Here is a 14,001-nt window from a genome sequence, read left to right as displayed (position 1 = left end):
TCGGTGTTTCGACGTCCACAGCCGTCGCCCCCGGGCGGTCAGCCCCCGCCCGCCTCGCCGGCACATCGGCCATTGCGGCGTCGCGGCGCCGCAGCGTCGTGACGTCTGACGGACAACGGTCCGAGTGTCCAGGTGCCCCTACGCTCGGTTGTCATGACCAGACTGCATCTGTTCGACCTGGACGGGACGCTCATCCATGGCTCCGCCGCCGCGATCGAGATATCCCGGCAGCTCGGCCTGGAGCGGGAGATCGCCGAGCTGGAGCGGGCGTTCGCGGGTGGTGCGCTGACGACGGCCCAGTTCGCCGAGCGAGCCTGTGCGTTGTGGGCGGAGCTGACGGAGGACCATGTGGCCGCGGCGTTCGAAGGGGCGCCGTGGCTGGCGGGGATCCGCGAGGTGTGGGCGGACATCCGGACGCGGGGCGAGCGCTGTGCGGTGATCTCCCTCTCGCCGGGCTTCTTCGTGTCGCGGCTGCTGGAGTGGGGAGCGGACGCCACCTACGGCTCGGCCTGGCCCTCGGTGCCGTTCCGGGACCCGGTGGATCCGGCGGGGATCCTGACCCCGGCCGCGAAGGTCGGGATCGCCGATGAACTTTGTGCGAAGTTCGGGTTGACCAGGGACCATTGCGTGGCTTACGGGGATTCCCGGTCGGACGCCGAGCTGTTCGCCGTGGTGCCGGTCTCGGTCGCCGTGAACGCCGACCACCATGTGAGCGAAATCGCATCCCACGCCTATACCGGACGCGATCTCCGAGAGGCTTACGAATTGACGGGTAACTGCTCGTAACTATCGGTAATTACCTGAGTTGGCGGGTGTAATGGATGCCGCGTCCGCGGGGCTTGTGAATTCATGCGCGGCCGGTAGGGTCGGGTCCGGCTCCGTCCAGCAGGCTGTACGGGTGGGGGCAGAACCGGGCAACCCAGGCCAACCAGCGTGACGGGATTGCGGCTCCGGTTTCCCTGGACTTCGGGAATGCGCACCCGGGGCGGGCAACGGCCGTGGCATCCTGCCCGGATGAGAGTTACGGAGAAGGTCGGCACGACCATTCTCGCTTGAACCAGTGCACCAGAACGGGGAATTGCGGGCACACTCCGCCAGCGGAAGTGCGAAGACCGACAGAAAGATGTTCGAGGCGAGGCAACCATGGACGCTCCGACCACCACATCGTCGGCCGGCAGTGACGGCTCCGGCGGAAACAGTGGCGACTGGGGCTGGTTCAGCCCGAGCAGGAATCCGGCCGAGGAACAGACACGGGCCCCGGACCGGCAGAGCGATGAGCGGACGCCCAGCCGTCCGGTGAACCCGATACGGCCGGTCGGCACCGGAGCCGACCGCCGTACGTCCGCCGAGCCGGGCCCGGCGTCCGGCCCGGGGGCGGGCGCCCGCCCCGCGTCCGGCCCGGCTGCTGACCATCCGGCTGCCGACCGTCCGGCGGCCGACCGTCCGGCTGCCGACCGTCCGGCGGCCAACCGGTCGGCGGCCGGCCGACCGGCGAGCGGCCCCGCGGCCACCGGGCGCGAGGAGCATCAGCGCCCCGACGAGACGGCCCCTGTCCCGCAGGACGTCCGGCCCGGCCCCGACCCCCGGTTCGCCGTCCCCGAGACCGCCTCGCCCGACGCGATCCTGCTGCGCCGCACGATGGCCGAGATCGAGCCCATCAGCGACAAGGTGACCTCGTACTTCTACGCGATGCTCTTCGTCCACCACCCCGAGCTGCGGCCGCTCTTCCCCGCCGCCATGGACGCCCAGCGCGACCGGCTGTTCAAGGCGATGCTGACCGCCGCCCGGCTCGTCGACGACGACGACATCCTCACCGAGTTCCTCTCCCGGCTCGGCCGCGGCCACCGCAAGTACGGCACCCAGCCCGAGCACTACCCCGCCGTCGGCGAATCCCTGATCGACGCGCTCACCCGCTACGCGGTCACCACCTGGAGCGACGAGGCCGAGGCCGCCTGGGTGCGCGCCTACACCAAGTTCTCCCAGATCATGATCGACGCGGCCGCCGAGGACGAGCTGGTCGCCCCCGCGTGGTGGCAGGCCGAGGTGGTCGGGCATGAGCTGCGCACCCCCGACATCGCCGTGATCACCGTCCGTCCGGATCAGCCGTACCCGTTTCTGGCCGGCCAGTACGCCTCGCTGGAAACCCCGTGGTGGCCGCGGGTGTGGCGGCACTACTCGTTCGCCTCGGCGCCGCGCTCCGACGGGCTGCTCTCCTTCCACGTGAAGGCCGTACCGGCCGGATGGGTGTCCTCCGCGCTGGTGCACCGGGCCCGCCCCGGCGATGTGATCCGCCTCGGGCCGCCCGCCGGTTCGATGACCGTCGACCACTCCAGCGACAACGGGCTGCTCTGCCTGGGCGGCGGCACCGGTATCGCGCCGATCAAGGCGCTGGTCGAGGATGTCGCCGAGCACGGCCGCCAGCGGGCGGTCGAGGTCTTCTACGGTGCGCGCAGCGATCACGATCTGTACGACATCGACACCATGCTGCGGCTGGCGCACAAGCATCCGTGGCTCGCGGTCCGCCCCGTCGTCTCCAACGGCCCGACCAACGGCCTCAGCGGCCGGCTGCCCGACGCCGTGCGGCAGTACGGCCCGTGGAACGCGTTCGACGCGTATCTCTCCGGGCCGCCCGGGTTGATCCGCAGCGGTGTCGACACCCTGATGGGCATCGGCATTCCGTCCCACCGGATACGGCACGACTCCATCGAGGAGCTCGCCGCCGCCGCGGAGTAGGGCGCGGACGGCACATGACGGAACGGCGACACGAGGCAGTGACTCCGGCGATTCCGGACGGCGACAGGCACGACGGCGATGCAGGAACGGGGACGAGAACCGTGGACAGTACGGAGCACCTGGACGACCGCGCGTGGCGTCCGGGGAGCGACGGCGAACACCTTCTACAGCGGCGGCTGGGTACGGTCGACCGCGCCGACCGTTTCTACGACGAACAGGTGCTGGACCACCTCAACGTCCGGATGCGGGAGTACATCGGCCGCCAGGAGATGTTCTTCCTGGCCACCTCCGACCGGCACGGGGAGTGCGACAGCACCTTCCGGGCCGGGCCGCCCGGCTTTCTGCGGGTGCTCGACGCGCGCACGCTGACCTATCCCGAATACCGGGGCAACGGCGTCCTGGCCAGTCTCGGCAACATCCAGGAGAACCCCCACCTCGGCATTCTCATGGTCGACTTCTTCCGGGACCGGATCGGGCTGCATGTGAACGGCCGGGCCCGGGTTGTGGAGGACGCCGAGATGCGCGCGGCCCACCCCGACCTGCCGGTGGACCCGGTGCCGGGGCGGCGCGCGGTGGTGTGGGTCGAGGTGACCGTCGAGGAGGCGTACATCCACTGCGCCAAGCACATCCCCCACCTCCAGAGGGTCCCCGCGCAACGCCGCACCCGCGGAGCCGAGGGCCGGCACCGCAGCCCCTCCGGTGACCGGGCCCTCGAGCACGGCCGGGAACGGGACTGGGGGACGGACGACGTCAAGCGGAAGGGCGGCGACTTCTTCGGCGCCGCCGCCGACGCCCGCGAAGCCCGCCGCGCACCGCGCGCCGAGCCGGCCCCGCGACCGACACCCCCGATGAACCAGCCCCACCAGCCCCACCAGCCCGCCTTGGCCGACCGGACGGCCCCGGGCACCCCGGCGGACCAGGCGGCCCCGGCTTACCAGGCGGCCCCGGCAGCTCCGGCGGACCAGGTGGCCCCAGCGGACCAGGTGGCTCCGGCGGACCAGGCTGCCCCACCTGTCCCGACTGACCTGGACGTCCCGGTAGCCTCGGCCGGGGCGGCTGGCCCGGCAGTTCCGCCCGTGCCAGTGGTCCAGCCCGCCCCAGTGGCCTCGACCGACCCGGCTCAGTGGGTGCCGGGGCCTCCGGTCGACCTGGCGGTTCCAGTGGCTTCGGCTGGCCCGGCTGCCTCTGCTGACCCGGCAGTCCCAGCAGCTCCGGCGGCCCCACACGTCCCAGCGGCTCCGGCTGCCCCACCTGTCCCGGCTGACCTGGACGTCCCAGTAGCCTCGGCCGGGGCGGCTGGCCCGGCAGTTCCGCCCGTCCCAGTGGTCCAGCCCGCCCCAGTGGCCTCGACCGACCCGGCTCAGTGGGTGCCGGGGCCTCCGGTCGACCTGGCGGTTCCAGTGGCTTCGGCTGGCCCGGCTGCCTCTGCTGATCCGGCAGTCCCAGCAGCTCCGGCGGCCCCACAGGCCCCAGCGGCTCCGGCGGCCCCACCTGTCCCAGCAGCCCCAGCGGTCCCACAGGCCCCGGTGGCCCCACGTGTCCCGGTGGCCCCGCCCGTCCCAGTGGCTCCGGCCGCACCCGCAGACGATGCGGCTCAGTGGGTGCCGGAGGCCGTGCAGTCGGCTTCTGGGCAGTCGGAGTCGGGGGTGGCGCGGTCCGATTTCGGGGCCCATCTCCGTCCTGAGGACGGATTCGGGGACCAGCCCGGGGTTCGGGCCGATGCGGGGCCCGAGAGCTGGCGGGCGGAGGCGGAGCGGGTGCTGGCCGAGGCGCGGCAGCGGGCGGCCCGGAAGACCCAGCAGCCGTTCAGCGGCTGGTTCCGCTAGCCACGCGGACGTGGTGCGGCGCGGATCAGGCGAGGATCGGCCGGGGCGGGGGCCCGCCCCGGCCCCGCCTCCTAGCCGAGGTCGTCCGCGAGCAGGGCCCGCACACCCTCGACGTTCGCCTCGAGGTAGGCCCGCAGCGACGGCGGCACCACCTCGACCGAGGCGATCCCCTCGCGGGTGAACGGCACGCTGACCACCTCGTACTCCCCGCACGGTTCGTCCACCTCCGGGCCGTGCCGCCGGGTGAGATCCATCGAGGCGAGTCGGCAGACGAAGAAGTGCTGCACCTTGACGCCGTCCGCGCTCCCGTCGTCGGGGTGCGGGACGGTGTCGACGAAGGCGGGCACCACATCCGTCACCTTCGCGCCCAGCTCCTCGTCCACCTCGCGGTGCAGGGCCTCGACGACGGTCGGGTCCTCGGGCTCCATCCCGCCGCCCGGAGTGATCCAATAGGGCGGCTGGCCGGGCTTGGTGCGCTTGATCAAAATCATCCGGGGGGCGGTGTCGCCCTCGAGCAGAATGGCGCGGGCGGTGCGTTTGACCACGGGTCGTTCGGTCATGCAGGACATCTGCCGCGCCTTTCGTCCCGCGAAACCACTTACTCACCAGTCGACAGCCGCGCGTAACAGCCACTCGTGCGCCCGCGCGATATGCGGCAGGGCGAGCGCCCCCGTCCGGACCACCAGGAAATAGGTACGCAGCGGCGGCACCGGCGGATTGAGCAGCGCCACCACCTCCCCCGCGTCCAGCGCGTCCATGCACAGATAGCGCGGCAGGACGCCGAGCCCGGCGCCCTCCGCGACGCACGCCAGCACCGCGCGCAGATCGGGCGCGATGATCGTGCCGGCGGTGACCGGACGGGCGTCGAAGACGGCCGACCAGTAGCGGGTGACCAGCGGCAGGCTCTCGTGCACCTCGACGACGGGCAGCGCCTCCAGCGCGCTCACCCCCTTCATCTGGAGCACCGCGGGCCCGCCGAGCCGGGCGGCCCAGCGGGGGGCGGCGACCAGCACGTGCTCCTCGTCGCACAGCGGGGTGGCGGCCAGCAGCCGGCCGCGTGGCCGGGCGGTGGCGATGGCCAGGTCGTGGTGGCCGGCGCCGAGTCCCTCGAACAGCTCCTCGGCGCTGCCGAAGGCGCAGCGCACCGCCAGGCCCTGGGTGACGAGGGTGGTCAGCGCGGGCAGGGCGCGCAGCGCGGTGAACTCCGGAGGGCCCGCGAGATGCAGGGTGCGCAGCGGGGAGCGGTCGTCCAGACCTGTCTCGGTGATCTCCACCAGGGCGTCGAGATGTGGCGCTGCCTTGTGGGCGAGTTCGTCCCCGACGGTGGTGGGGACGACGCCGCGCGCCGTACGGAGGAACAGGGGGCGGCCCAGCTGCCGCTCCAGGGTGCGTATCTGGCCGGTGACGGCGGGCTGGGAGAGCCCGAGCAGCCCGGCGGCGCGGGTGAAGGACCCGGCGCGGTGAACCGTGACAAAGGTGCGTAAGAGGGCTAGATCCATGCGGTTCCCCTCGCCTCGTCCCGCCCCGACCGCATGCCAACTATAAATATGCCGATAGGTCCATGTCGCTACTGTGATTGGACACTGACGCTGAGTCAACTAGCCTTGTTCGAGCGGTTCTCCACGGGGAGAGCCGGGGCGTCTCAAGCCACGAGGGGGGAGGCTTGAGACGCCCGCACAGGTCTACCCGGTCGGTTTCAGCCACCGGCTCTCTTTTCCCGGCTTCAGTCACTCGCCCCGGTTCGGTTACCCGTTTACGCGCGTGCCGTGTCGAGCGCCCGCAGCACATCGGCGATCAGGTCGTCCGGATCCTCGGCGCCCACCGAGAACCGGATGAAACCCTCGGGTACGGCGTCGCCGCCCCACCGTCCGCGCCGCTCCGCCGTGGAGCGCACCCCGCCGAAGCTGGTCGCGTCGTCCACCAGCCGCAGCTCGGCCAGGAAGCGCTCCGCATGCGCCTTGTCCGGGAGGGTGAAGGAGACCACGCAGCCGAAGCGCCCACCGCGCATCTGCTCCACCGCGAGCCGGTGCGCCGGATCGGTCGGCAGACCGGGGTGGCGCAACCCGGCGATCTCGGGGCGGTCGCGCAGCGCCTCGGCGAGGGCCAGGGCGGTCGCCGCCTGGCGGTCGACGCGCAGCTGGAGGGTGGCCAGGGAACGGTGGGCGAGCCATGCCTCCATGGGGCCGGGGATAGCGCCGACCGTCTTGCGCCAGGCCCGCACCTCGGCGGCCAGCCGGGGATCGCGGCAGGTCACATAGCCGAGCAGCACATCGCCATGGCCGGTGAGCGCCTTGGTGCCGCTGGCCACGGCGAAGTCCGCGCCGAGCTCCAGCGGGCGCTGGCCGAGCGGGGTGGCGAGGGTGTTGTCGACGGCGACCAGCGCACCGCGGGCGTGCGCGGCCGCGGCCAGCCGGCGGATGTCGCAGACGTCCAGTCCGGGATTGGACGGGGTTTCCAGCCACAGCAGTTTCGTCCGCTCGTCCAGCACGGCCAGCTGGGCGTCCTCGCCGGTCGGGGCGGTGCGCACCGTGACGCCGTAACCCTCCAGCCGCTCGATCAGCGCCGGGAGCAGCTGATAGCCGTCGGACGGCAGGACGGCCGCCTCGCCCTGGCGCAGCTGGGACAGCAGTACGGCCGAGATCGCACCCATGCCGGAGGAGAAGACGACCGTCTCGGCGTCGGTGCCCGGTGACTCCAGCTCGCTGATCGCCCGCTCCAGCAGGGACCAGGTGGGGTTGGCGTCCCGGCCGTAGGTGTAGGGGCCGACGGCGTCGCCGGGAAGGTGGAAGTGGGCGGCGAATACCGGGCCGGGCAGCGTCGGCGCGTACGCCTCGGCCTCGGGCAGTCCGGCCCGTACGGCGCGGGTACCGTCACCGGTCATACGGGCTCCTTTCCCGCGTCCGGGCCATCGGCGGCCGGCGCGTTCTCCGTGTTCTCGGCGCTCTGGGCGCCCTGGGTGCTGTTCTCGGCACTCTCGGCGCGCGCCGTGCTTCCGGTCCGCTCCGCGGCGTCGAGGGCCTCGGCGACCGCGTCCAGCAGCCCGCCGCTGGCGGCCTCGATCATCTCCAGGCACTCCTCGAAGTCGTCCGTCCCGCCGAAGTAGGGGTCCGGCACATCGAGGCCGCCCAGCGCGTCCTGGTCCGCGTCCGGATCGTAACTCCGCAGCAGCCGCACCTTCGCGGCGTCGTGCGGGGTCGGCGCGAGCGCGCGCAGCTCATGCAGATGGCCGCTGTCCAAGGCGATGACCAGATCGAGGCGTTCGAACCACTCGGCCCGGAACTGGCGCGCGATGTGATCCTGCTCATAGCCGTGGGCGGTGAGCACGTCGACGGCACGGCGGTCGGCCCCGTCGCCCTCGTGCCAGGGCCCGGTGCCCGCGCTGTCCACCTCGACGCGACCGTCCAGCCCGGCTTCCTCGGCATGGAAGCGGAAGACGGATTCGGCCATCGGCGAGCGGCATATGTTGCCGGTGCAGACGAAGCAGACACGGTAGGGCGACGGGTCTCTCATGCCGTCCATCATCTCCGGCCGTGATCAGTCATCGTCCTCGGGCAGCACGACGTGAAGGGCCCACGCGACTATGGCGACGATCAGACCGCCGAGCACGGCGGTGCCGAAACCGTCCACATGGAAGCTGAGATCCAGCTTTCCGGCCAGCCATGAGGTCAGCAGCAGCATCAGGGCGTTGATCACCAGCGTGATCAGCCCCAGGGTCAGGATGAACAACGGGAAGGCCAGGAGCTTGACGATCGGCTTGACCACCACGTTCACCACGCCGAAGACCAGCGCGACCAGAATGAGGGTGAGTGCCTTGCGGCCGGTGTTCTCACCGGTGAGCGTGATGTCCTTGAGCAGCCAGATGGCGACGCCGAGGGCACCGGCGTTCGCGATCGTCTTGACGAGAAAATTCTTCATGGCTGAGATCGTCGCAGACCGGCCCCGCCACAGGCAGGGGCACCGTACACAGGGGTGGAGAGGCGAATGAAGGCGTTCCGGCTGGATGAGCTGGAGGCGGAGCGCGCCGCGAACAACGGCGCGTATCTACAGTTCCTGCGGGAGCGGAACATGTCCGTGGGGCTGTACGCGCTGGACGCGGGCCAGGCCGACCCGCAGTCGCCGCACGGCCAGGACGAGGTGTACATGGTGGTGAGCGGCCGGGCGTCGATCACGGTGGGGATGGAGACGACGCAGGTGGCGCGGGGCAGCGTGGTGTACGTACCGGCGGGCACGGCGCACAAGTTCCACCACATCACCGAGGACCTGCGGGTGCTGGTGGTGTTCTCGCCGCCGGAGGGCTGAGCCCCCGGAGGGCTGTCGCCGTCTGGTCCATCGTGGAGCTGATGTTCCGCGGGCCGGTCCCGTAGGGGTTCGGTCAGGGGAGGACGGGGGGCGCGGGCCGCCCGCGCGCTTCCGTCCCGTCCTAGCATCGACGGCAGGGCGGACCGGCCGTCGGTGCCGGGCCCACGGCGTGCAGAGAAAGCAGGGAGTCACGTGACCACGAAGGGGATATTCCAGGGGTTGCCGTGGTGGGTGACCTGGATCGCGATACCGGTCCTCGTCCTCGCCGTGTTCGGCGGCCTGATCATGAGCGTGATCGGGTTCGTGGTGAGCCTCGTCTTCAAGGCGCTGCTGCTGGTGGCGCTGATCGCCGGGCTGATCTACGTCGTACGGAAGTTCACCTCCTGACGTGCCCCCACGGCGCTCGACGCGTCCCCATGGCGCGCTCGGCATGTCTCCACGCACGGCGCGCTCGGCACGTCCCCGGGGGCCCTTGCTCGTTCCCGCCGGTCTGACGGATTCCGGTCGGGTCTGACGGGTCCCTCAGGGGCTGACGCGTCTCCGTCGGCCTGACGCGCCCCCAGGGCCTGTCGCGTTTCCCGTCGCGTTCCCCCAGGACCTGTCGCATTGCGCGGGCGGGCCCTGTCGGACCCCGCCTCGCGCGGATACGCCGCGCGAGGGATACCGCCGGGGCGGGAGCACGGCCCGGCGACACCCCTGCCGTTAGAGTGCGAGTCCTCGGCGTTCTTCCTCGCTCTTCCTTTCGGCGTCTGCCTCGCAACACACCCCGGGGGTGCCTGTTGACGACAGCGATCTTCGATATGGCCGGTGCGCCGGCCCCGATCCCCCGCCCACCGGGACGGCACCGTCCGGACGCGTGGGTCTCCCCACGGCAACACTGGCCATTTTCGTTCCCTCACATGAGGCAAACCGACTCCGCAGCGCAATCGAGTCGCTACTCTCCAGAGTCGGCGGCCAAGCGAAAACAACCCGGGGCGGCGAACGATGCGTGACATGCGTGACACAGTCCAGGCGGAAGTGACGATGACCTTCCTGGTGTCGCAGGATCTCTCCTTCCGGATCCCGGTCGAGCTGTCCTACGACAGCAGTGACCCCTATGCGGTCGAGATCACCTTCCATCTGCCCGGTGATGCGCCGGTGAGCTGGTCCTTCGCCCGGGAGCTGCTGCTGGACGGGTTGAGCAGACCCACCGGCGAGGGGGATGTGCGCATCGCCCCCGCTTCGCCCGAGGGGCTTTCCGACGTCTTCATCAGACTCCAGGTGGGCTGTGAGCGGGCCCTGTTCCGGGCCGGGGCCGCTCCCCTGGTGGCCTTCCTGGACCGGACGGACCGGGTGGTGCCTTTCGGCCAGGAGCCGATGGCCTGCGATCCGGTCGGCGACCTCGACGCCGAGCTCGACCGCATCCTGGCCGAGGACCGGTACGCGGGCTGAGCGCCGGATGCGCGGGCCGAGGCCGGCGCGCGGTCGGTGCGTGACAGCGCGGTCGGTGCGTGACGGCGCGGCGTGACGGCGAGGTCGGTGCGTGACGGCGCGGCTGGTGCCCGGCGGCGCGGTCGGGACCCGGGAACCGCCGGGCCGGGACCCGCGAACCGCCGGGTCGGGACCCGCGAACCGCCGGGGTGGCGTGCCCCGGCCGGCTCAGCGGGTCTTCGCCCGGCGCCGCCGCCCGCGTCCGCCCCGGCCGGTCCGGGAGGCTCCCTGGGCGCCCGTGCCGGTTCGCTCCCCGCCGCCGGCCGCCGCCGGCGCACGGTCCGCCGAGACCACGAGCACGGCCAGCGCCGTGGTCACCGGCACCGAGGCGACGAGCCCGATGCTGCCCACGAGCGTCCGTACGATCTCCTCCGCCACGATCTCGCTCGTGGCGACCGTGCCCACGCTGCTGTCCGCGATGGAGAACAGCAGCAGCAGCGGAAGCGACGCCCCCGCGTAGGCCAGCACCAGGGTGTTCACGACGGAGGCGATGTGGTCCCGCCCGATCCGCATCGCCGCCCCGTAGAGCGTGCGCCGGGACGCGGTCGGGTCCGCGTCCCGCAGCTCCCAGACCGCCGAGGTCTGGGTGACCGTCACATCGTCCAGCACCCCCAGCGAGCCGATGATCACGCCTGCGAGCAGCAACCCGCGTATTTCGATGTTCGGATAGAGGCCGTGTACCAGCCCGGTCTGGTCGTCGGTGTTGCCGGTCAGGCTCGCCCAGCCGATGAACAGCGAGCCGAGCACCCCGATCAGCAGCAGTGACACCAGCGTGCCGAGCACGGCGACCGATGTACGCGCCGTCAGGCCGTGGCACATATAGAGCGCCAGCAGCATGATCGCGCTGCCCCCGACGACCGCGACCACCAGCGGATTGGAACCCTGGAGTATCGCCGGGAGGATGAACAGTGTCAGCACGCCGAAACTGATGGCCAGCGCCACCAGCGCGAACACCCCGCGCAGCCGCCCCACCACCACGACGGCGAGCGCGAACAGCCCCGCGAGCAGCGCCATCGGCATCGACCGGTCGACGTCGGACACGGAGTACTGGAGGTCCTTGGGCGCCTTGGGAGCGTATGCCAGCTTCAGCTCCTGCCCGGCGCTGAAGTGGCGTGAGGCATTGGGCTGGACGATTTCGGGGAAGGTGCGGCCTTTGTCCTTGCCCGAGGTGACCTCGATGGTGGCCTTCTCGCAGACGCTGTTCTTCCCGCCCTGCCCGGAGGCGCCGTTCTGGGCGGCGCTGTCCTGGCCGGGCTCGGTGGGCGCCTGCGGCTGGGCGTTGACATCGGCGCAGTTCACCTCCTCGACCTTCACCACTCGCCCCGCGACGGTCTGCTGGTCAAAGCCGAGGCCGCTGCGGCCGTTCGCCTTGTGGTCGGGTGTGCCGCCCGGCCAGAGCACGATCAGACCGGCGACGACGGCGACGGTGAAGGGGATGAGCACCGCCGCGATGACCTTGCGGAGGCGGGCCGAGACAGGGGTGGCCGGACCGTGGCCATGGGAATGGCCGTGGGAGTGGCCGTGCGCATGGCCGTCGGCGTGTCCGTGGCCGTGGCCATGGGCCTGGTCGGAGGGGCGGGGCTGCTCGGGCGGGTGGTCCTGCTGGATGGCGGTCACGGTCGCATCATCGCAAGAGAAGTGGGCCCCCTGGTCAGCACTGTGGATAAACCGTTAGCGTGGGGACAACCTTTGCAATCGCGGGAGCTCGGAGCACCGGGCTGAGAGGGCGCTGACGCTGACAGCTGCGCCGACCGCTGAACCTGTTACCGGGTAATGCCGGCGTAGGGAGTGGGTCTCATGACTCAGCAGGATGCACACACACGTGCCGAGAAGGCCGAATTCGGCTGGCATAAGGGATATGTCGAGGGTTCACGTCCGGACCTTCGGGTCCCGGTCCGCCGGGTGCACCTCACCAATGGCCAGGACGTGACGTTGTACGACACGTCCGGCCCGTACACCGACCCCACCATCGAAACCGATGTCCGCCGCGGCCTGGAGCCGCTGCGGCACAACTGGATCGTCGCCCGCGGCGACACCGAGGAGTACGCGGGCCGTCCTGTTCGTCCCGAGGACGACGGGATCAAACACACCACGCCCCGCGGGGGGCTGCGCAACCTCGACGCGGTCTTCCCCGGCCGGCCGCGCCAGCCGCGGCGCGGTCGGGAAGGCGTTCCCGTGACCCAACTCGCCTATGCGCGGCGGGGGGATATCACGGCGGAGATGGAGTACGTGGCGCTTCGCGAGAACGTCTCCCCCGAGGTGGTCCGGGAGGAGATCGCGGCGGGCCGCGCCGTCCTGCCGGCCAACGTCAACCACCCGGAGATCGAGCCGATGATCATCGGCAAGCGGTTCCTGGTGAAGGTCAACGCCAACATCGGCAACTCCGCCGTCACCTCCTCCATCGAGGAGGAGGTCGAGAAGATGACCTGGGCGACCCGCTGGGGCGCCGACACGGTCATGGACCTCTCGACCGGGCGCAACATCCACACCACCCGCGAATGGGTGCTGCGCAACTCCCCGGCGCCCATCGGCACCGTGCCGCTCTATCAGGCGCTGGAGAAGGTCGACGGCAAGGCCGAGGAACTGACCTGGGAGATCTACAAGGACACGGTCATCGAACAGGCCGAGCAGGGCGTCGACTACATGACCGTCCACGCCGGCGTCCGGCTGCCGTACGTACCCCTGACCGCCCGCCGCAAGACCGGCATCGTCTCCCGCGGCGGCTCCATCATGGCGGCGTGGTGCCTCGCCCACCACAAGGAGTCCTTCCTCTACACGCACTTCGAGGAGCTGTGCGAGATCCTGGCGGCGTACGACGTCACCTACTCGCTGGGTGACGGACTGCGCCCGGGGTCGATCGCCGACGCCAATGACGAGGCGCAGTTCGCGGAGTTGCGGACGCTCGGTGAGCTCAACCGGATCGCCAAGGAGCACGGCGTCCAGACGATGATCGAGGGGCCGGGCCATGTCCCGATGCACAAGATCAAGGAGAACATCGACCTCCAGCAGGAGATCTGTGAGGAGGCCCCGTTCTACACCCTGGGCCCCCTCACCACCGATATCGCCCCCGCCTACGACCACATCACCTCGGGCATCGGCGCGGCGATGATCGCCTGGTGGGGCACAGCGATGCTCTGCTACGTCACCCCCAAGGAGCACTTGGGCCTGCCGGACCGCGATGACGTCAAGACCGGCGTGATCACCTACAAGATCGCCGCCCATGCGGCCGATCTGGCCAAGGGGCACCCGGACGCCCAGGCATGGGACGACGCGCTGTCCGACGCACGCTTCGAATTCCGTTGGGAGGACCAGTTCAACCTGGCCCTCGACCCGGACACGGCCCGCTCCTTCCACGACGAGACGCTTCCGGCGGAGCCGGCCAAGACGGCGCACTTCTGCTCGATGTGCGGACCGAAATTCTGTTCGATGAAGATCTCCCAGGACATCCGCCGCGAGCACGGCGGTGCGATGGACACGGTGGAGGCGGAGGCGGAGGCCGGTATGGCCCAGAAGTCCAAGGAGTTCGCCGCCGCGGGCAACCGCGTCTACCTGCCGATCGCGGACTGAGGCGCACCACGGATTCCGGCCGCCGGCCCCCGGGAACGCGGTTCCCGGGGGCCGGCGTCTCCGCGTCGTGGCGCCCGTCGCGCCCGGTGCGCGACGCTCCGCGGAA

At 71.1% G+C, this 14,001-nt stretch carries 13 protein-coding genes and 1 pseudogene; 8 read left to right on the top strand and 6 right to left on the bottom strand.

Annotated elements, in window-relative coordinates:
- Nucleotides 1-153: 153 nt before the first annotated feature.
- The 4 genes and pseudogenes from PS467_RS21090 (at nt 154) to PS467_RS21075 (ending at nt 4,559) form a co-directional block, all read left to right on the top strand.
- Nucleotides 154-786, top strand: coding sequence for an HAD family hydrolase (locus PS467_RS21090; RefSeq protein WP_311036584.1), 633 nt, complete (start codon nt 154-156; stop codon nt 784-786).
- Nucleotides 787-1,143: 357 nt separating this feature from the next.
- Nucleotides 1,144-2,733, top strand: coding sequence for a globin domain-containing protein (locus tag PS467_RS21085; RefSeq protein WP_311036583.1), 1,590 nt, complete (start codon nt 1,144-1,146; stop codon nt 2,731-2,733).
- 176 nt (nt 2,734-2,909) lie between these two features.
- Nucleotides 2,910-3,722: pseudogene (locus PS467_RS21080) on the top strand (pyridoxamine 5'-phosphate oxidase family protein); the annotation flags it as partial.
- 657 nt (nt 3,723-4,379) lie between these two features.
- A complete protein-coding gene (locus PS467_RS21075) occupies nt 4,380-4,559 on the top strand; it encodes a hypothetical protein (RefSeq protein WP_311040115.1) in 180 nt (59 codons plus the stop codon).
- A gap of 71 nt (nt 4,560-4,630) precedes the next feature.
- Here PS467_RS21075 and PS467_RS21070 read toward each other — a convergent pair whose 3' ends face one another.
- The 5 genes from PS467_RS21070 to PS467_RS21050 all read right to left on the bottom strand — a co-directional run bounded on the left by PS467_RS21070 (nt 4,631) and on the right by PS467_RS21050 (nt 8,474).
- Nucleotides 4,631-5,119, bottom strand: a complete 489-nt coding sequence (locus tag PS467_RS21070) for an NUDIX domain-containing protein (protein ID WP_311036582.1) — start codon at nt 5,117-5,119, stop codon at nt 4,631-4,633.
- 42 nt (nt 5,120-5,161) lie between these two features.
- Complete coding sequence (locus PS467_RS21065) at nt 5,162-6,058, bottom strand: LysR family transcriptional regulator (protein ID WP_311036581.1); 897 nt, start codon at nt 6,056-6,058, stop codon at nt 5,162-5,164.
- A 254-nt stretch (nt 6,059-6,312) separates the two neighbouring features.
- Nucleotides 6,313-7,440 carry a cystathionine gamma-lyase gene (locus PS467_RS21060; RefSeq protein WP_311036580.1) on the bottom strand — a complete coding sequence of 376 codons (1,128 nt, stop codon included), beginning with the start codon at nt 7,438-7,440 and terminating at the stop codon, nt 6,313-6,315.
- Nucleotides 7,437-8,069 carry a low molecular weight protein-tyrosine-phosphatase gene (locus tag PS467_RS21055; RefSeq protein ID WP_311036579.1) on the bottom strand — a complete coding sequence of 211 codons (633 nt, stop codon included), beginning with the start codon at nt 8,067-8,069 and terminating at the stop codon, nt 7,437-7,439. Before PS467_RS21055 ends, PS467_RS21060 begins: the two co-directional genes overlap by 4 nt.
- A gap of 24 nt (nt 8,070-8,093) precedes the next feature.
- The gene (locus PS467_RS21050) at nt 8,094-8,474 is read right to left on the bottom strand and encodes a phage holin family protein (protein WP_268973196.1); all 381 of its coding nucleotides are present in this window, start codon (nt 8,472-8,474) and stop codon (nt 8,094-8,096) included.
- 66 nt (nt 8,475-8,540) lie between these two features.
- Between PS467_RS21050 and PS467_RS21045 the strand changes: the two genes are divergently transcribed.
- The 3 genes from PS467_RS21045 (at nt 8,541) to PS467_RS21035 (ending at nt 10,289) form a co-directional block, all read left to right on the top strand.
- Nucleotides 8,541-8,858, top strand: a complete 318-nt coding sequence (locus PS467_RS21045) for a cupin domain-containing protein (RefSeq protein ID WP_268973194.1) — start codon at nt 8,541-8,543, stop codon at nt 8,856-8,858.
- Nucleotides 8,859-9,050: 192 nt separating this feature from the next.
- On the top strand, nt 9,051-9,245 hold the full coding sequence (locus PS467_RS21040; protein WP_030827636.1) for a DUF5326 family protein: 195 nt from the start codon (nt 9,051-9,053) through the stop codon (nt 9,243-9,245).
- 606 nt (nt 9,246-9,851) lie between these two features.
- Complete coding sequence (locus tag PS467_RS21035; RefSeq protein WP_268973191.1) at nt 9,852-10,289, top strand: SsgA family sporulation/cell division regulator; 438 nt, start codon at nt 9,852-9,854, stop codon at nt 10,287-10,289.
- Nucleotides 10,290-10,496: 207 nt separating this feature from the next.
- Here the strand turns inward: PS467_RS21035 and PS467_RS21030 are convergent, their stop codons facing one another.
- Nucleotides 10,497-11,945 carry a YibE/F family protein gene (locus tag PS467_RS21030; protein ID WP_311036578.1) on the bottom strand — a complete coding sequence of 483 codons (1,449 nt, stop codon included), beginning with the start codon at nt 11,943-11,945 and terminating at the stop codon, nt 10,497-10,499.
- A gap of 180 nt (nt 11,946-12,125) precedes the next feature.
- Here PS467_RS21030 and thiC point away from each other — a divergent pair, with 180 nt between their 5' ends.
- Entirely contained in the window at nt 12,126-13,895 is a 1,770-nt protein-coding gene (gene thiC, locus PS467_RS21025) for a phosphomethylpyrimidine synthase ThiC (protein ID WP_311036577.1), read from the top strand.
- Nucleotides 13,896-14,001: the final 106 nt, after the last annotated feature.

The sequence above is a fragment of the Streptomyces luomodiensis genome (assembly GCF_031679605.1).
Lineage (GTDB): Bacteria > Actinomycetota > Actinomycetes > Streptomycetales > Streptomycetaceae > Streptomyces > Streptomyces luomodiensis.
This window is presented reverse-complemented; position numbering and strand designations above follow the sequence as displayed.

What these genes read in the sequence shown, in the direction of transcription:
- PS467_RS21090 (WP_311036584.1), top strand. Translation starts at nt 154, where the DNA reads ATGACCAGACTGCATCTGTTCGACCTGGACGGGACGCTCATCCATGGC.
- PS467_RS21085 (WP_311036583.1), top strand. Translation starts at nt 1,144, where the DNA reads ATGGACGCTCCGACCACCACATCGTCGGCCGGCAGTGACGGCTCCGGC.
- PS467_RS21070 (WP_311036582.1), bottom strand. Translation starts at nt 5,119, where the DNA reads ATGACCGAACGACCCGTGGTCAAACGCACCGCCCGCGCCATTCTGCTC.
- PS467_RS21065 (WP_311036581.1), bottom strand. Translation starts at nt 6,058, where the DNA reads ATGGATCTAGCCCTCTTACGCACCTTTGTCACGGTTCACCGCGCCGGG.
- PS467_RS21060 (WP_311036580.1), bottom strand. Translation starts at nt 7,440, where the DNA reads ATGACCGGTGACGGTACCCGCGCCGTACGGGCCGGACTGCCCGAGGCC.
- PS467_RS21055 (WP_311036579.1), bottom strand. Translation starts at nt 8,069, where the DNA reads ATGAGAGACCCGTCGCCCTACCGTGTCTGCTTCGTCTGCACCGGCAAC.
- PS467_RS21050 (WP_268973196.1), bottom strand. Translation starts at nt 8,474, where the DNA reads ATGAAGAATTTTCTCGTCAAGACGATCGCGAACGCCGGTGCCCTCGGC.
- PS467_RS21045 (WP_268973194.1), top strand. Translation starts at nt 8,541, where the DNA reads ATGAAGGCGTTCCGGCTGGATGAGCTGGAGGCGGAGCGCGCCGCGAAC.
- PS467_RS21035 (WP_268973191.1), top strand. Translation starts at nt 9,852, where the DNA reads ATGCGTGACACAGTCCAGGCGGAAGTGACGATGACCTTCCTGGTGTCG.
- thiC (WP_311036577.1), top strand. Translation starts at nt 12,126, where the DNA reads ATGACTCAGCAGGATGCACACACACGTGCCGAGAAGGCCGAATTCGGC.